Origin of the sequence: Streptomyces palmae (genome assembly GCF_004684805.1) — a bacterium.
In the GTDB taxonomy this organism is placed as follows: domain Bacteria; phylum Actinomycetota; class Actinomycetes; order Streptomycetales; family Streptomycetaceae; genus Streptomyces; species Streptomyces palmae.
The window spans coordinates 1-17,106 of record NZ_SRID01000122.1 but is presented as its reverse complement, the minus strand read 5'-3'; the positions used below and the strand labels follow the sequence as shown (position 1 = coordinate 17,106).

Genomic DNA, 17,106 nt, shown 5'->3' with positions numbered 1-17,106 from the left:
CTGGGAGGATGGGGCGGTGACGATCCGGACCGACGCGCTCGCCCAGCTCCCCGTACGTACCGCCGTGCCCGCCCTGCTGCGGGCCCTGGACGAACACGGCACCGCGGTGCTGTGCGCCCCGCCCGGAACCGGCAAGACCACCCTGGTGCCGCTGGCACTCGCCGGGCTGCTGGACGGTGCCGGGCCGGTGCGCCGGGTGCTGGTCGCCGAGCCGCGGCGGATCGCGGCTCGCGCCGCCGCCCGGCGGATGGCCTGGCTGCTGGGCGAGACGGCACCGGAGGCCGGCGGACCGGGGCGGATCGGCTTCACCGTGCGCGGCGAGCGGCGCGCCGGGCCGCGCACCGTGGTCGAGGTGGTCACCACCGGCGTACTGCTGCAGCGGTTGCAGCGGGACCCCGAGTTGACCGGGGTGGACACGGTGATCCTCGACGAGTGCCACGAGCGGCATCTGGACGCCGACACCGCCGCCGCGTTCCTGCTGGACGTACGCGCCACCCTGCGGCCCGAGCTCCGGCTGATCGCCGCCTCCGCGACGACGGACGCGGCCGGCTGGTCCCGGCTGCTGGGGTCGGGGGACGGGGATGCCCCGGTGGTCGAGGCGGAGGGGGCCTCCCACCCGGTCGCCGTGGTGTGGGCGCCGCCGCCCAGGCCGGTGCGTCCGCCCCACGGGATGCGGGTCGATCCGGCGCTGCTCGGCCATGTGGCCGCGGTGGTCCGGAGGGCGCTGGCCGAGCGGGCCGGGGATGTGCTGTGCTTCCTCCCCGGCGTGGGCGAGATCGCCCGGGTGGCGGGTCTGCTGGGCGGCTGCGGGGCGGAGGTGCTCCAGGTGCACGGCCGGGCGCCGGCCGCGGTCCAGGACGCGGTGCTCGCGGGCCGCACGAGGGCGGGCGGCGCCGCCGGTGAGGGGCCGGCCGGGGACGCGGGCGGTGGGCGGCGGGTGGTCCTGGCCACCTCGGTGGCCGAGTCCAGCCTGACCGTGCCGGGCGTGCGGGTGGTGGTCGACAGCGGTCTGGCCCGGGAGCCGCGTACCGACCACGCCAGGGGGCTGAGCTCACTGACCACCGTGCGGGCCTCGCAGGCCGCCGCCCGGCAGCGTGCCGGGCGGGCCGGCCGGGAGGCACCGGGCACCGTCTACCGCTGCTGGAGCGAGGCCGAGGACGCGCGGGCGCCGCGCTGGCCGGCCCCGGAGATCGCGGTCGCCGACCTGACGGCGTTCGCCCTCCAGGCCGCGTGCTGGGGCGATCCGGACGCCTCCGGGCTGGCCCTGCTGGATCCGCCTCCGGGCGGGGCGATGGCCGCGGCACGCGAGGTGCTGACCGCGATCGGTGCCGTGGACGAGCGGGGCCGGGCCACCGAGCGGGGTGGCCGGCTGGCCCGGCTGGGCGTGCACCCGCGGCTGGCCCGGGCGCTGGTGGACGGCGCCGAGGAGGTCGGCGGCCGCCGGGCCGCGGAGATCGTTGCCCTGCTGAGCGAGGAGCCGCCGCGCGAGTACGGGGACGACCTGGCGGCGGCCTGGCGCACCGCCCGCCGAGGCCAGGACGGCTATGCCGCGCGGTGGCGCCAGGAGGCGCGCCGACTGGAACGGGCGCTGGCTTCCGGCGGACGGGCACCGGGGACCCCTGCCACCACCCCCGCACCGGACAACCGACCGGAGCCCGCCACCGCCCCGCACACCGGCACCCGCACCGGCACGGGGACGGCCGGCACGCATCCGGACCGCCCGGTGTCCGACCGACACACACCCGGGACCCCGGCCCCCGCACCGGACAAGCGGCCGGAACCCACCACCGCCCCGCACACCGGCACCGGCACGCATCGGGATGACGTGGCCGCGGGGGTGGTCGCCGCGCTGGCCTTTCCGGAGCGGGTGGCCCGGGCGCGGGGGGAGGGCTCGTTCCTGATGGCCTCCGGGACGGCGGCCGAGACGGCCGAGGGTTCTCCGCTGCGCGGGGCCCCGTGGCTGGCCGTCGCGGTGGCGGACCGCCCGGCGACGGCTGCCTCCGCGCGGGTGCGGCTGGCCGCGGTGACCGACGCGGACACCGCCCGGCGGGCCGCCGCCGCGCTGTGCTCCGGCGGGGCGGAGGTGGGTTGGGTGGACGGCGATGTGGTGGCCCGGGAGGTGACGCGGCTGGGGGCGATCGAGCTGGCCTCCCGGCCGCTGGCCGCTGCGGAGCCCGGGCGGTTGCGCGCCGCGCTGCTGGCGGGGTTGCGGCGGGAGGGGCTGGAGCTGCTGCGCTGGTCGGCGGACGGGCTCCGGCTGCGGCAGCGGCTGGCCTTCCTCCACCGGGTGCTGGGTGACCCCTGGCCCGAGGTGTCGGATGCCGCCCTGGTGGAGCGCGCCGGGGAGTGGCTGGAGCCGGAGCTGTCCGCGGCCCGGCGGCGGGCGGATCTGGAGCGGATCGACACCGTGGCGGCGCTGGGGCGCCTGCTGCCCTGGGCCACCGGGGAGGCCGCCCGGCTGGAGGAGCTGGCACCCGAGCGGATCGAGGTTCCCAGTGGTTCGCGGGTCCGTCTGGACTACGGCGGCGACCAGCCCGTACTGGCGGTGAAGCTCCAGGAGATGTTCGGCCTGGCGGACACCCCGCGGGTGGCGGGGGTGCCGGTGCTGGTGCACCTGCTCTCCCCCGCCGGGCGCCCGGCGGCGGTCACCGCGGATCTGGCGTCGTTCTGGCGGGGCGGCTACCGGTCGGTGCGGGCGGAGCTGCGGGGCCGCTATCCCAAGCACCCCTGGCCCGAGGACCCGTCGACGGCCCAGCCCACCCGGCGTACCAACCCGCGCCGCTAGGCGAGGCCGGGCCGAGGCGGTCAGGAGGGGGCTGGCAGCCGCTCGGTGGCGAGGCGTGCGCGGTCGGCGGCGTCCTCGGTGGCGGGCCGGCGGCCGCGCGCCTCCAGCAGCAGGGCCGCCACCAGCAGGGTGCCGCCCAGGGCGGTGCAGCCCCACGGCAGCCAGCGGGTCAGCAGCAGCACCAGCCGGCGCTGGGTGGTCACCAGGTCGACGGTGTACCGGAGGTAGTCGGCCCGCATCCGGATGTGCCCGGAGAAGGCGGTGACCCGGTCCCGGCCTCCCAGGATGGCCCCGCCGCGCAGTTCCTCGCGGTGGATCTCCTCGCCGTTGACCGGGGCGCCGGTGACCGGCTCGACCCAGAACATGCGCTTGGTGGTGTACCAGCGGGTGGTGCCCGCCTTGGCCACCGCCTCCCGGGTGACGCCGCCGACGGGCAGTTTCTTGGGCAGCGGCACCCGGGTCCAGGGGATGGTCTGCTCGAAGTAGTAGACGGTGAGGCCGTGGAACTCCCGGGTGCCCCGGTAGCGGATGGGGGCCGAGCGGCGGGTCTGGGCGTCGAAGTACCGGTAGTCCCGCTTCTGGGTGAGGAAGGGCCACTTGAACTCGATACCGGTGCGCCGGACCGGGTCGCCGTCGACCATCTCCCCCGGGGCGTGCACCGGTTCCTGGGAGTGGGCGTCGAAGGCGTAGCGTTCGGGGATCTCGGAGACCATCCGCCCGTCCGGACCGACCACATAGGACAGGGCGTCCCAGACCACCACATCGCGTCCGGTCTTCTTCTCGACCCGCTCCGAGGCGGCCACGTTGCCGCGCAGGGTCTGGACGATGGTGACCTTGGGCACGCGCCGGGGTTGCAGGGTGGTGTAGTCGAGGAGGGTGGCGGGTTTCGCCTCCAGGACCGCGGTCTGGTACTCGTCGGGCGGCACCTTGGCCAGCCGCGGGTAGGCGTACCAGCGGATCAGCGGTGCCAGGGCGGCGAGGAAGACGGCGCAGGCGAGCAGCGTCAGGCTGGCGGTGCGGCGCATGTCCGGCCCCTCTCTAGGGGTGCTCGGGGACGGTCGTGAGCAGCGGTTTCGGAGAGGTCCGGCCGCTGGGCGCGCCGATGGCCGTGACGGTGAGGACGAGTGCGAGGGCGGCGGCGAGTCCGATGGCCGCCGCGAGGAGCGCGCGCATAACGCCTCCGTAGCTGATGCCGCGTCAGATTGCGGGCACGGTAGCAACGCGGGGCGCAGATGAGAACAGCTCGGGCCGTGGGGAGGTCCCGGTGGTCTTGGCCGGGAAGACCACGGAGCAGCCCGGGCTGTCGGCGTCCTCCCGGGCAGAGCGCACTTGAACTCCTCCGGCTCGGCGAGCAGGGGCACAGGCCCTTCGCGGGCGATCCGCGGCCGGCCCCGGCGGCGCCCCGCGCGGGTGGGGCGCCGCCGGGGCCGGCCGTACGTCGGGCGCTACCGCGTGGTGAAGGCGCCTCCGTTGACGTGGATGGTCTGGCCGGTGATGTGCCGGGCCCCCGGAGAGGCGAGGAAGAAGGCCGTCTGGGCGATGTCGTCGACCGTTCCCGGGCGCTTGTCGTGCGTCTCTTCCACGAGCGCGCGGTGACGTTCTTCGGCCAGTTGGCCACGGAAGAAGTTCGTGCCGGCGACGAAGCCCGCGGAGATCACGTTGCAGGTGGCGCCCCGGGGGGCGAGTTCGGCGGACAGGGAGGCGTTCCAGGCGGCCAGGGCGGCTTTGGCCGCGCCATAGGAGCCCCCTCGGCGCTCGGCGCCGATCGAGCCGATGCTGATCACGCAGCTGTCGCCGGTGAGCTTGTGCTGGACCGCGAGGGTGGTCAGCACCGCGGTGAGAAGGTTCCGCGCCAGGCTGCTGTGCCACTGGGCCAGTTGCGCTTCCAGCGTCGACGGGTCGCCGGACGCGGGCTCAGGCAACCCTCCGGCGGCGTTGACCAGGACGTCCACCTCGCCGAGTTGGGCAGCGAGTGCCCGGACCTGCTCCGCCGAGGTGGCGTCGCAGGCAACGCCGCGCGCTCCGATCTCCTTGGCCGCCTGTTCGACGGTGTCGGGGTTTCGTCCGGTGATGAAGACCTCTGCCCCGTCGGCGGCGAACCTCTGGGCGATCGCGCGGCCGATACCGCTGGTGCCACCGGTGACGAGAACAGTGCGGTTCACGAGTCCTCCTGCTTCCGCTGCTCTATGTTTAGACCTAAACGTAGCGCCTATGAGGGCAGGGGAGCACGCCGTGACCACCATCGAATTCGGAACAGGGGACTCAGCGTCCGCTCCCTCCGCCACCGACATCGCCACGGCCTGGCGGCGGGAACGACCGGGAACTCCGACAGAGTCCATCGAGGTCGTCACTCCCATCTGGTGGCTGGCGAAGCTCTTCACCGACGACCGCAACCGCGCGCTTCGCGAGGCCGGGATCGACGCGGCCACCCTCGACCTGCTGTCCGTCATCCGCCGCTCCGGGCCGCCCTACACCCTCAGCACCCGCGAGATCGCCCGGCGGACCCTGGTGACCGCCGGTGCGATCTCACAGCGCGTCGCCCGAGCGGAACGAGACGGCCTCGTGCGGCGAACGCCCGGGGACGCCGGCCGGCGCACCGTTCTGGTGGAGCTGACAGCCGAAGGCCACGCACTCATCGAACGGTCCGTCGACACCGTCCTCGGTCGCGAGGCCGTGCTCGTCAGCTGCCTGTCGGACGATGAACGGGCCGCGCTCACCGCGCTCCTGGGCAAACTGATGTCCGACGTCCGAGAGCGCACCCGCCACGAAGAGAAGTGACCACCGGGGCCGAGCGGGAGCCATCCGAAGACCGCCGATCCACTCCAGGGCGGCCGACGCGCCGCACCGCCCGCGCGCTCGGTGCGCGGGCGGTGCGGGTCGCTGGTGGGCCAGGGCCCTGTGCCGGGCCCTGGCCGGCCGTCAGCCGGCGGTGGCCGCGGTGACGTGCAGGGTGACGACGAGCGCCGCGCCGTCCTCGGTGGTCAGCCGGAGCCGGAAGTCACCGGCCTGGTCGTCGGTGAAGATCTGCGGCAGGACCAGCGCCCCGTCCGCACCGGTCTTCAGGCCCGACAGGACGCGCACCGGCTTGCCGTGGGCGTCCTTGAAGTAGGGGCCCTTGTCGTTCTGCCGGGACCCGGCCAGGTCGGTGGTGACCATGGTGGCGGTCACCAGCACGCCGGCCGCCGCCTTGCCCTGGTAGTCGGCCTTGAGGTGGATCCGGTCGGTGAACGAGCCGGCGGTGGTGGCCGCCAGGACCGTGGTGTCGGTACGGACCAGGGAGTCGGCCGGGGGCGTGGGCGGGGCGGTCACGGTGGCCGTGAAGTCGGCCGGGTCCAGGTCCTTGTCCACCACGGTGGCCCGCACCGTGAACTCGCCGGTGACCTGGCCGGCGTGGAGCTTCGGTGCCTCGGCGATGCCGTCCCGGTCGGTCAGCACGGTGGCCTGGCGCACCGCGCCCTGGGAACCGGAGAAGGCGGAGTCCGTCTCGCCCTGGATCTCGTAACGCACCTTGACGCCCGCGACCGGCTTGCCCTGGGCGTTGACCGCGCGCACCCGGGGCGCCGCCGTGAAGTCCTGCCCGGCGACCGAGGTCAGCTCGCCGCCGCCGACCGCGGCGATGTCGCTGACGGTCGCCGGGGTGGGCAGCGGCGGCTCCTGCGGGTTGGGCTTGCCGTCGTCCGTGCCGCCCTGCCCGGGGGCGGGGTCGTTCGGCTTGGGGGTGGGCTTCCCCTTGCCGTCGTCCTTCGGCTTGCCCGGAGTCTTGTCCTTGTTCTTGTCCTTGCTCTTGCCGTTCTTGCCGTTCGTGTCCTTCGGCTTGCCCGAGTGGTCCGCGGAACCGGTCCCCGAGGGCACCACGCTGGTGCTGTCGGGCACCTGGTGGGTGCCGTTCCGGTAGAACTCGAACCAGGACAGCACCGTGTTCAGGTACGCCTGGGAGTGGTTGTAGCCGAGGATCGCGCGGTCCAGATGGGCCTTGACCGACAGGTCCCGTCCACCGGCGCACAGGTAGCCGCCGGCGGCCAGCGCCGCGTCGTAGACGTTGTTGGGGTCCTTGGCGCCGTCGCCGTTTCCGTCCCGGCCCCAACTCGCCCAGGTGGAGGGGATGAACTGCATCGGGCCGACGGCGCGGTCATGGGTGGTGTCGCCGTCGTACCGGCCGTTGTCGGTGTCGGTGATGTTGGCGAAGCCGTTGCCGTTGAGCTGGGGGCCCAGGATCGGCGTACGGGTGGTGCCCTGGGCGTCCACCGCGCCGCCGCGCGCCTGCCCGGACTCGACCTTCCCGATCGCGGCCAGCAACTCCCAGGGCAGGTTGCAGCCCGGGTTCTGCTCCCGCAGGGCGGCCTCGGCCTTCTTGTACGCGGCCAGCACCGTCGCCGGTATGCCCCGCTCGGCCGGTCCGGTGACGACGAGCGGGCCCTGCCCCTGGTCGGAGCCGCTTCCGGGTAGGTCCTTGGAGGCGTCGGGGCGGCCCGGCTTGACCAACGGCGGCAGGTCCCGCTGGTAGGACGAGCCGCCGTCGATGGGCGTACCGGATGGTGGTGTGGGCCTGGTGCCGCTCGCGCTGTCCCGCTCGCTGTGCGTGGTGCCGGCGAAACCGGGGGCCTGTGAAGCGGTGAGCGCGGCCATCGCTATCGCCGCCACCGCCGTGGTGGCCGCCCCTTTGCGAAGCCGCCGACCGTAGTGCGCTGCCATGCTGCGTTCCCCTCCCGTCGGGCGTCGGGCGCTCCCGCGCGTCAACGCTCGTGACACTACGGCACGGTGCGGCCCCCAGTCACCGGTCTCCCAAGGCCCTCAGTGGGCCGCCGACTCCCAGTCGGCGCCGTGGCCGATGGAGACGTCCAGCGGGGCCCGCAGGGAAACCGCGCTCTTCATCTCCTGACGCACCAGGCCCTCGACGCGTTCCCTCTCACCGGGGGCGATCTCCAACACGATCTCGTCGTGCACCTGGAGCAGCATCCGGGAGTCGAGCCGCGCCGCGCGCAGCGCCTGGTCCACCTTGAGCATGGCGATCTTGACGATGTCGGCCGCGGTGCCCTGGATGGGCGCGTTCAACGCCATCCGCTCGGCCATCTCCCGGCGTTGGCGGTTGTCGCTGGTGAGGTCGGGGAGGTACCGGCGGCGGCCGAAGATGGTCTCGGTGTAGCCGGTGGCGCGCGCCTCCTCCACGACCCGCTGCAGATAGTCGCGGACCCCGCCGAACCGCTCGAAGTAGGTGTCCATCAGCTTGCGCGCCTCGTCGGGCGCGATGGTGAGCTGCTGGGAGAGGCCGAACGCCGAAAGTCCGTACGCCAGTCCGTAGGACATCGCCTTGATCTTGCGGCGCATCTCGGGGTCGACCTCGCCGGTGCCCACCCCGAACACCTGCGAGGCGACCGTGGTGTGCAGGTCCTCGCCGGAGGTGAACGCCTCGATCAGGCCCTCGTCCTCGGAGAGGTGGGCCATCACCCGCAGCTCGATCTGGCTGTAGTCGGCGGTCAGCAGCGACTCGAAGCCCTCGCCGACCACGAAGCCGCGCCGGATCGCCCGGCCCTCGTCGGTGCGGACGGGGATGTTCTGCAGGTTGGGGTCGGTGGAGGAGAGCCGACCGGTCGCCGCCACGGTCTGGTTGAAGGTGGTGTGGATCCGTCCGTCGGGCGCGATGGTCTTGATCAGGCCCTCGACGGTGGAGCGCAGCCGGGCCTGCTCCCGGTGCCGCAGCATGATCACCGGCAGCTCGTGGTCGGTCTGCCCGGCCAACCAGGCGAGCGCGTCGGCGTCGGTGGTGTACCCGGTCTTGGTCTTCTTGGTCTTGGGCAGGCCCAGCTCGCCGAAGAACACCTCCTGCAGCTGCTTGGGCGAGCCCAGGTTGAACTCATGGCCCACCGCGCTGTGCGCCTCCCGCACCGCCTGCTGGACGGCCGCCGCGAACTGCTGCTCCATCCGCTCCAGCCAGGCCCGGTCGGCCGCGATACCCGCCCGCTCCATCCTGGCCAGCAGCTCGGAGCTCGGCAGCTCCATCTCGTGCAGCAGCTCGGCGGCACCCACCGCCCGCAGCCGCTCGCCGAACGCCTCGCCCAGGTCCACGATGGCGCGCGCCTGCAGCATCAGGGCGTCCTGCTCGGCCTGCTCGTCCACGCCGAAGGCCAGCTGCCCGTCGGCGGCGGCCGGCGCCAGCTCCCGGCCCAGGTACTCCACCGACAGGGCGTCCAGCGCGAACGAGCGGCGGCCCGGCTTGACCAGGTAGGCGGCGAGCGCGGTGTCCATCCGCACGCCGTCCACCGACCAGCCGTGCTCGGCGAAGACCCGCATCACGCCCTTGGCGTCGTGCAGCACCTTGGGCCGGTCGGCGTCCGCGATCCAGGCAGCGAAGGCCTGCTCGTCCGCCTCGTCGAGCGCGGTCGGGTCGAACCAGGCGGCCGGACCGGCGGCGGTGGCCAGCGCGATCTCGCTGACACTGCCGGCGCCCAGCGCCCAGGCGTGCACGGTGGCCAGGCCCAGCGGGCCGGTGCCGTGCTCGGCCAGCCAGGGGGCCAGCTCGCCCGCGCCCAGCGCCACACCGTCCACCGAGACACCCGCGGCCGGCGGAGCCTCCTCGGTGACCTGGCCCGGATCGGCGGCCAGCAGCCGGTCGCGGAAGTTCTGGTGGCGGAACTCCAGGGCGTCCAGGATCACCGACAGCGCCTGCCGGTCGTAGGGCCGGCGCTCCAGCCCGCCCGGACCCGTCGGCAGCTCCACGTCCCGCACCAGCTCGGTCAGCCGCCGGTTGAGCTTGACCGACTCCAGGTGGTCGCGGAGCTTCTCGCCGACCTTGCCCTTGACCTCGTCGGCCCGCTCCACCAGCTGCGCGAACGAACCGAACTGGTTGATCCACTTCGCCGCCGTCTTCTCCCCCACCCCGGGGATGCCGGGCAGGTTGTCCGACGGGTCGCCGCGCAGCGCCGCGAAGTCCGGGTACTGGTTGGGCGTGAGCCCGTACTTCTCCTGCACCTTCTCCGGGGTGAACCGGGTCAGCTCGGAGACGCCCTTGGTCGGGTAGAGCACCGTCACCTGATCGCTGACCAGCTGGAAGGAGTCCCGGTCGCCGGTGACGATCAGCACCTCGAAGCCCTCGGCCTCGGCCTGGGTGGCCAGCGTGGCGATCACGTCGTCGGCCTCGAAGCCGTCCACCGCGAAGCGGCTCACGTTCATCGTGTCCAGCAGCTCGCCGATCAGCTCCACCTGACCCTTGAACTCGTCCGGGGTCTTGGAGCGGTTCGCCTTGTACTCGGTGAACTCCTCCGACCGCCAGGTCTTGCGGGAGACGTCGAAGGCCACCGCCAGATGCGTGGGCCGCTCATCACGCAACGTGTTCGCCAGCATCGACGCGAACCCGTAGATCGCATTGGTCGTCTGCCCGGTGGTGGTGTTGAAGTTCTCCGCGGGCAGCGCGAAGAACGCCCGGTACGCGAGCGAGTGCCCGTCCAGCAGCATCAGGCGCGGACGGCCCCCCTGCTCTCCTCGCCCGGCGTCCGGCGCGGTCGGTGCGTGCTGAGCGTTCTTCTTCGATGCTTTCTCTGCCACGCTCCGATCCTGCCACGGCCCACCGACAATCCCGCCCACACACGGTGCCGCAGGCGCGGCCCCCGGTCTTCCGTGAAAGGATTCACCCCGCTCGCATCCGCGATCGAGGCCCACGACCGCTCAAGGGGGAGCGCCATGGCAACCAAGCCGCCCGCCGGGGATCCGGTTCAGGACGCGCCCGAGGTCGGGGCCCCGCAGCACGCCGCCGCCGGCCTGCCCGCCATCGGCCACTCGCTGCGCATCGCCCAGCAGCAGATGGGCGTGCGCCGCAGCGCGCTCACCCTGCTGCGGATCAACCAGAAGGACGGCTTCGACTGCCCCGGCTGCGCCTGGCCGGAGCCCGACAAGCGGCCCGCCATCGAGTTCTGCGAGAACGGCGCCAAGGCCGTCGCCGAGGAGGCGACGCTGCGCCGGGTCACCCCCGCCTTCTTCGCCGCCCACCCGGTGGCCGAGCTGGCCACCCGCAGCGGCTACTGGCTGGGCCAGCAGGGCCGGCTCACCGAGCCGATGTACCTCGCCGAGGGGGCCGAGCGGTACGAGCCGGTCTCCTGGGAGCGGGCCTTCGACATCATCGCCGAGGAGCTGACCGGGCTCGCCTCCCCCGACGAGGCCGTCTTCTACACCTCCGGCCGCACCAGCAACGAGGCGGCCTTCCTCTACCAGCTCTTCGCCCGCGAGTTCGGCACCAACAACCTCCCCGACTGCTCCAACATGTGCCACGAGTCCTCCGGCTCGGCCCTCACCGAGACCCTGGGGGTGGGCAAGGGCAGCGTGCTGCTGGAGGACCTGCACCAGGCGGACCTGATCATCGTGGCCGGGCAGAACCCTGGCACCAACCATCCGCGGATGCTCACCGCGCTGGAGCGGGCCAAGGCCGGCGGCGCCCGGATCATCAGCGTCAACCCGCTGCCCGAGGCCGGCCTGGAGCGGTTCCGCAACCCCCAGACCCCGCGCGGACTGGCCGGCCGCGGCACCCCGCTCACCGATCTCTTCCTGCAGATCCGGCTCGGCGGCGACCAGGCCCTCTTCCGCGCCCTGAACCGGCTGATCCTGGAGACCGAGGGCGCGGTGGACGAGGAGTTCGTCCGCACCCACACCCACGGCTTCGAGGAGTTCGCCGAGGCCGCCCGCGGCGCCGACTGGGACCAGACGCTGACCGCCACCGGGCTGAGCCGGGCGGAGATCGAGCAGGCCCTGGCCATGGTGCTGGCCTCCCGGCGCACCATCGTCTGCTGGGCGATGGGCCTGACCCAGCACAAGCACGCGGTGCCCACCATCCGCGAGGTGGTCAACTTCCTCCTGCTGCGCGGCAACATCGGCCGGCCGGGAGCCGGCGTGTGCCCGGTGCGCGGCCACAGCAACGTCCAGGGCGACCGCACCATGGGCATCTTCGAGCGGCCCGCCCCCGCCTTCCTGGACGCCCTGGAGAAGGAGTTCGGCTTCGCCCCGCCCCGCGAGCACGGACTGGACGTGGTGCGGGCCATCCGGGCGCTGCGGGACGGGCAGGCGAAGGTCTTCTTCGCCATGGGCGGCAACTTCGTCGCCGCCTCCCCCGACACCGAGGTCACCGAGTCCGCGATGCGCCGGGCCCGGCTCACCGTCCATGTGTCCACCAAGCTCAACCGCTCCCACGTGGTGACCGGCGCGCGGGCGCTGATCCTGCCCACCCTGGGCCGCACCGACCGCGACCTGCAGCCGGGCCCGGACGGCAGGCCGGTGGCGCAGTTCGTCACCGTGGAGGACTCCATGGGCATGGTGCACGCCTCCCGCGGGCGGCTGGAGCCGGCCGGGCCGCTGCTGCTCTCCGAGCCCGCCATCGTGTGCCGGCTGGCCCGCCGGGTGCTCGGGCCGGGCAGCCGCACCCCCTGGGAGGAGTTCGGCCGCGACTACGCGGCGGTACGGGACCGGATCGCCCGGGTGATCCCCGGCTTCGAGGACTTCAACGCCAAGGTCGCCCGGCCGGGCGGGTTCGCCCTGCCGCACGGACCGCGCGACGACCGCAGCTTCCCCACCGCCACCGGGAAGGCGAACTTCACCGCGGCCGAGGTGGAGTACCCGCGGCTGCCGGACGGCCGGCTGCTGCTCCAGACACTCCGCTCCCACGACCAGTACAACACCACCATCTACGGCCTGAACGACCGCTACCGCGGCATCAAGAACGGCCGCCGCGTGGTGCTGGTGCACCCCGAGGACGCGCGTGAGCTGGGCCTGCCGGACGGGAGCTACGCGGACCTGGTCAGCGAGTGGACGGACGGCACCGAGCGGCGGGCCACCGGATTCCGGGTGGTCCACTACCCCACCGCACGCGGCTGCGCCGCCTCCTACTACCCGGAGACCAACGTCCTGGTGCCGCTGGACGCCACCGCCGACGTCAGCAACACCCCGGCCAGCAAGTCGCTGGTGATCCGCCTGGAACCGGTCGGCCGCGCCCCCGAGGACGCCTAGCCTCCGCCCCGGCCGGCGGACGGCGCCGGCGGACGGCTCACGGGGCGTCCGACGCGTGTTCCGAAGGCGGCCACGGCCGCCTCGGAACCCGTCCGGCATCCCCTAAGCACCCGCTCACTATGCTGGCCGGAAGCGTGCGCACCACCGCCAGACGAACGGAGCCGGAGCCATGGGCGAGCAGAGCACTGTGAAGTTCCCGCAGGAGGTCATCGACGAGTACGCGGCGCTCGGCGTCGACCTCCCCGCACTGTTCTCCGCCGGACACCTGGGCACCCGGATGGGCCTGGTGATCCGGGAGGCCGCCCCCGAGCGGGTGGTGGGCACCCTGCCGGTGGAGGGCAACACCCAGCCGTACGGACTGCTGCACGGCGGCGCCTCCGCCGTACTGGCCGAGACCCTCGGCTCCATCGGCGCCATGCTGCACGGCGGCAGCGGCAAGATCGCGGTCGGCGTGGACCTCAACTGCACCCACCACCGCGGCGTCCGCTCCGGGCTGGTCACCGGAGTCGCCACCCCGGTGCACCGGGGCCGCTCCACCGCCACCTACGAGATCGTCATCACCGACGAGGAGGACCGGCGGGTGTGCACCGCCCGGCTGACCTGCCTGCTGCGCCCGGCCGACCCCGGCGCCACCCTGGCCGACATCGACAAGGCCCGCAACGCCGCGGCCCGGTAGCGGCCCGGCACGTGCGGCGGGTGCCCCTCCCGCCGCACGCCGGGACCGCCCCGTCCGGCGGCGACGCTCCCGTCTCCAGGTGATCACTTCTTCCGCCCAGGGGTTACGCACCACCCGGCCGGCACGCTTCAATGCCCGGCGAAGCCCCCCGGACCGCATCGGCTCCGGACGGGCCCACCGAGCAGCCATATCGAAGGAGTTGCCTTGCCGGCCATTCGCTCCACCTGGAAGCGGACCTCCGCCCTCGCCGCCGCGGCGGCCGCCCTCGCGTTGATCGCGCAGACCCCCGCCTCCGCGATCAACTCGTACAACGCCACCCCGGCACCGGAGCGCACCGAGGTCGGCGCCCTGATCGCCACCTGGGACGACGACGCCGACCCCGCCACCCCGGACCGGGTCGACTGGGTCTGCTCCGGGACCATGGTGGATCGCGACACCTTCCTCACCGCCGCCCACTGCACCACCGACTGGCCGGACAACGTGAGGTTCTTCGTCTCGCTGGACCAGGACGTCCAGTCGGCGCTGGACAAGGCCTCGGCCGCACACCCCGGCGACCCCGCGGCGGTCGCCGCCGAGGTGGCGGTGCCGGGCACCGCCCACACCCACCCCACCTACCCCGGACCGGCCTCCGACACCCATGACATCGCCGTCATCCAGCTGCCCGCCGCGCAGCTGGCGAACCGCTGGCAGTTCACTCCCGCGAAGCTTCCCACCGCCGGCCTCTTCGACCGGCTCGGCCCGCAGGGCCTGAACTCCACGGACTTCACGGTGGCCGGCTACGGCACCCAGGAGGCCCAGCGCGGCCCTGGCGGGCAGACCCACCCCGGCGGCGGGGTGCGGATGAAGGCACCGGTCGGCTTCAACGCCGTCAACGACGCCTGGCTGCGGCTGTCCATGAACGCCTCGCAGGGCAACGGCGGCGCCTGCTACGGCGACTCCGGTGGCCCCAACTTCGCTATCGTGAACGGCACTCGGCTGCTCTCCTCGACCACCATCACCGGCGACGGCCCCTGCTACGCCACCAATGTGACGTACCGTCTGGACACCCCCGGCGCCCGGGACTTCCTCGCTCCGTTCGTCACGCTGCCCTGAGCCCTCGCCCCTTTCGCGGCATGATTCCCGTTCCGCGGCCATAGCCGTGGCACGATGCGGCGGCCTAGCGTGGATCCATGAGGGCACCGTCCCGTCATCACGGACCACGCCGGGCCGCCGTCTGCGTGACTCTGGCCGCCGCGCTGGCCGGCTGCTCCCAGGCGCACCCCGCCGACCCGCCCGCCCCCGCGAGCGGCGGCCGGCGGCACTCCGCACCGGCCGACCCGGTCCGGACATGTACCGAACTGGTCACCTACTGGGCCCTGGAAGCACTGAAGGGCAGCCGCTGGGCGGGCCTCGACTGGGAGCAGAAGGGGCTCTCCAACGAACAGCTCGCCCTCCATGACGAGGTCCTCGCGGCGGCCCGCGCGAAGCGGCGCCTGGAGGGCAGTGAGGCCGCGAAAGACCTGATCAGACATCAGGTCGCGGAGAAGTGCGCGGCCCAGGGCGGCGCCACCGGCAGCTCGCGGAACTGGCGCCCCGTGCCACACGGAACGGCATCCTCCACTCAGAAGTAACATTGCGTAACCTCGCTGGAATCGCCGAAACGATCTTCACGCGCGATCCGAGACGTAGATCACATCACCCTTGTCGATCTTCATGGTGACCTGGATCACGTAAGCAGTCATCACCCCTTGAACTCCTTAGCGGAACTGCACCTTCTCACTATGCGGTGACCGCTGTCCGCCATGAAATGCCCTGATTGTCTCCCGCATCGCGCTACACAGACGGCACTGGGTGATCTGTGTCATAACAAGAACGTCACATCATGGACTGCCCCACTGCCCCTCGTCGCAACTCGCGCTTAGAGTCACGGCCAGTCACCGCGCAGCCGGGCAGCACCTCGCGTCTTCGTACCGCGACCGCATCACGACCACGCCGCCCGGCGAGCGATCCGGCACCTCAGCAGGGGGCGCCGCGCCAGGGAAAGGACTCACCGTGCGACACCGTTCCTTGCTCATACTCACCACCGCGATAACCGCCGGAGCGCTCACCCTCTCCGCCTGCGGATCCCGGGACGAGGGCAAAGACGACGAGAGCGGCAGCGGCAGCACCACGGTGGTCATCGGAGTCGACGCTCCGCTGACCGGCTCCCTCTCCGCCCTCGGCCAGGGCATCAAGAACTCCGTCGACCTGGCCGCGAAGATCGCCAACAAGAAGCACTACGTCAACGGCGTGACCTTCAAGGTCGAGTCCTACGACGACAAGGCCGTACCCGCCTCAGGTCAGCAGAACGCCACCAAGCTCGTCGGCAACGACGACGTGCTCGGCGTCGTCGGCCCGCTCAACTCCGGTGTCTCCCAGTCCATGCAGGGCGTCTTCGCCAAGGCCCACCTCGCACAGGTCTCCCCCGCCAACACCACCCCGGACCTCAGCCAGGGACCGGACTGGGCCGAGGGCAAGAAGGACCGTCCCTTCGACACCTACTTCCGCACCGCCACCACCGACATCGTCCAGGGCCGCTTCGCCGCGCAGTACTACTACAAGGACGCCAAGAAGCGGAAGGTCTACGTCGTCGACGACAAGCAGGCCTACGGCGCCGGCCTCTCCAAGATCTTCAGCCAGGAGTTCGAACGGCTCGGCGGCAAGGTCGTCGGCACCGACCACCTGACCGTCAAGGAGACCGACTTCTCCGGCATCGCCGACAAGGTCAAGACCTCCGGCGCCGACTCCGTCTACTTCGGCGGCCAGTACCCCGAGGGCGGACTCCTCTCCGACCAGATCAAGAAGGCCGGCGCCGACATCCCCACCATGGGCGGCGACGGCATCTACGACCCCGCCTTCATCAAGGCGTCCGGTGAGAGCAACGACGGCGACCTCGCCACCTCCGTCGGCTACCCCGTCGAAAAGCTCAAGTCCGCCCAGGAGTTCATCAAGAACTACAAGGAAGAGGGCTACAGCGACCCCTACGCCGCCTACGGCGGCTACTCCTACGACGCCGGCTGGGCCATCATCGAGGCCGTCAAGCTCGTCGTGGAGGACAACGGCGGCAAGCTCCCCGACGACGCCCGCCAGAAGGTCGTCGAGGCCCTCGGCAAGGTCTCCTTCGACGGCGTGACCGGCAAGGTCTCCTTCGACAAGTACGGCGACACCACCAACAAGCAGCTCACCGTCTACCGGGTCGAAGGCGGCACGTGGAAGTCGGCGAAGAGCGAGACCTTCAAGGACTGACCTCCGCGACCTCGCCCCGCACCACCTGACCGAACCCGCGCGAGGGCGCCACAGCGCCCTCGCGCGGTGCCATATCCGACACGCTCATCGGAGGCCCTGCGGTGCACGAACTGCCGCAAACGCTGGTCAACGGCCTGACCCTGGGTGCCCTCTACGGCCTCATCGCCATCGGGTACACCATGGTCTACGGCATCGTCCAGCTCATCAACTTCGCCCACGGCGAGATCTTCATGATCGGGGGCTTCGGCGCCCTCACCATCTACCTCTGGCTCCCCAGCGACACCGCCCTGGCCCTGGCCATCCCCCTGATGCTGGTCGGCGGCGTCATCGCCTCGGTCGGCGTCGCCACCGCGGCGGAACGGTTCGCCTACCGCCCCCTGCGCGGAGCCCCCCGCCT

At 72.6% G+C, this 17,106-nt stretch carries 13 protein-coding genes; 8 read left to right on the top strand and 5 right to left on the bottom strand.

The genetic code is table 11. The features are described from left to right. Positions 1–16 precede the first annotated feature (16 nt). A complete protein-coding gene (locus tag E4099_RS15215; protein ID WP_209446626.1) occupies positions 17–2,785 on the top strand; it encodes an ATP-dependent RNA helicase in 2,769 nt (922 codons plus the stop codon). Positions 2,786–2,805: 20 nt separating this feature from the next. Here the strand turns inward: E4099_RS15215 and pgfA are convergent, their stop codons facing one another. The 3 genes from pgfA to E4099_RS15200 all read right to left on the bottom strand — a co-directional run bounded on the left by pgfA (position 2,806) and on the right by E4099_RS15200 (position 4,947). Then, on the bottom strand, positions 2,806–3,810 hold the full coding sequence (gene pgfA, locus E4099_RS15210; RefSeq protein WP_135339586.1) for a cell envelope lipid trafficking protein PgfA: 1,005 nt from the start codon (positions 3,808–3,810) through the stop codon (positions 2,806–2,808). Positions 3,811–3,823: 13 nt separating this feature from the next. After that, positions 3,824–3,958 (bottom strand): SPW_0924 family protein, encoded by a 135-nt coding sequence (locus tag E4099_RS15205; RefSeq protein WP_135339585.1) that lies wholly within the window; start codon positions 3,956–3,958, stop codon positions 3,824–3,826. Positions 3,959–4,230: 272 nt separating this feature from the next. After that, the gene (locus E4099_RS15200; RefSeq protein ID WP_135339584.1) at positions 4,231–4,947 is read right to left on the bottom strand and encodes an SDR family NAD(P)-dependent oxidoreductase; all 717 of its coding nucleotides are present in this window, start codon (positions 4,945–4,947) and stop codon (positions 4,231–4,233) included. A gap of 70 nt (positions 4,948–5,017) precedes the next feature. Between E4099_RS15200 and E4099_RS15195 the strand changes: the two genes are divergently transcribed. Continuing rightward, complete coding sequence (locus E4099_RS15195; protein WP_245244865.1) at positions 5,018–5,563, top strand: MarR family winged helix-turn-helix transcriptional regulator; 546 nt, start codon at positions 5,018–5,020, stop codon at positions 5,561–5,563. A gap of 141 nt (positions 5,564–5,704) precedes the next feature. Here E4099_RS15195 and E4099_RS15190 read toward each other — a convergent pair whose 3' ends face one another. Together E4099_RS15190 and polA are read right to left on the bottom strand one after the other, a co-directional pair. Further along, the gene (locus tag E4099_RS15190) at positions 5,705–7,477 is read right to left on the bottom strand and encodes a lytic transglycosylase domain-containing protein (RefSeq protein ID WP_135339582.1); all 1,773 of its coding nucleotides are present in this window, start codon (positions 7,475–7,477) and stop codon (positions 5,705–5,707) included. A gap of 99 nt (positions 7,478–7,576) precedes the next feature. Continuing rightward, a complete protein-coding gene (gene polA, locus E4099_RS15185) occupies positions 7,577–10,324 on the bottom strand; it encodes a DNA polymerase I (RefSeq protein ID WP_386388705.1) in 2,748 nt (915 codons plus the stop codon). 135 nt (positions 10,325–10,459) lie between these two features. Between polA and E4099_RS15180 the strand changes: the two genes are divergently transcribed. The 6 genes from E4099_RS15180 to E4099_RS15155 all read left to right on the top strand — a co-directional run. Further along, on the top strand, positions 10,460–12,769 hold the full coding sequence (locus tag E4099_RS15180) for an FdhF/YdeP family oxidoreductase (RefSeq protein ID WP_135339581.1): 2,310 nt from the start codon (positions 10,460–10,462) through the stop codon (positions 12,767–12,769). Positions 12,770–12,938: 169 nt separating this feature from the next. Continuing rightward, entirely contained in the window at positions 12,939–13,445 is a 507-nt protein-coding gene (locus E4099_RS15175) for a PaaI family thioesterase (protein WP_135339580.1), read from the top strand. A 204-nt stretch (positions 13,446–13,649) separates the two neighbouring features. Next, the gene (locus E4099_RS15170) at positions 13,650–14,537 is read left to right on the top strand and encodes a trypsin-like serine protease (RefSeq protein ID WP_209446625.1); all 888 of its coding nucleotides are present in this window, start codon (positions 13,650–13,652) and stop codon (positions 14,535–14,537) included. 77 nt (positions 14,538–14,614) lie between these two features. Further along, positions 14,615–15,055: a hypothetical protein gene (locus tag E4099_RS15165; protein ID WP_135339579.1), complete on the top strand. Its 441-nt coding sequence runs from the start codon at positions 14,615–14,617 to the stop codon at positions 15,053–15,055. 421 nt (positions 15,056–15,476) lie between these two features. Beyond that, positions 15,477–16,709 (top strand): branched-chain amino acid ABC transporter substrate-binding protein, encoded by a 1,233-nt coding sequence (locus E4099_RS15160; protein WP_135339578.1) that lies wholly within the window; start codon positions 15,477–15,479, stop codon positions 16,707–16,709. A gap of 101 nt (positions 16,710–16,810) precedes the next feature. Beyond that, on the top strand, positions 16,811–17,106 hold a 296-nt coding region (locus E4099_RS15155), incomplete at its 3' end, for an ABC transporter permease subunit (protein ID WP_425348255.1).

What these genes read in the sequence shown, in the direction of transcription:
- pgfA (WP_135339586.1), bottom strand. Translation starts at nt 3,810, where the DNA reads ATGCGCCGCACCGCCAGCCTGACGCTGCTCGCCTGCGCCGTCTTCCTC.
- E4099_RS15205 (WP_135339585.1), bottom strand. Translation starts at nt 3,958, where the DNA reads ATGCGCGCGCTCCTCGCGGCGGCCATCGGACTCGCCGCCGCCCTCGCA.
- E4099_RS15190 (WP_135339582.1), bottom strand. Translation starts at nt 7,477, where the DNA reads ATGGCAGCGCACTACGGTCGGCGGCTTCGCAAAGGGGCGGCCACCACG.
- E4099_RS15180 (WP_135339581.1), top strand. Translation starts at nt 10,460, where the DNA reads ATGGCAACCAAGCCGCCCGCCGGGGATCCGGTTCAGGACGCGCCCGAG.
- E4099_RS15175 (WP_135339580.1), top strand. Translation starts at nt 12,939, where the DNA reads ATGGGCGAGCAGAGCACTGTGAAGTTCCCGCAGGAGGTCATCGACGAG.
- E4099_RS15165 (WP_135339579.1), top strand. Translation starts at nt 14,615, where the DNA reads ATGAGGGCACCGTCCCGTCATCACGGACCACGCCGGGCCGCCGTCTGC.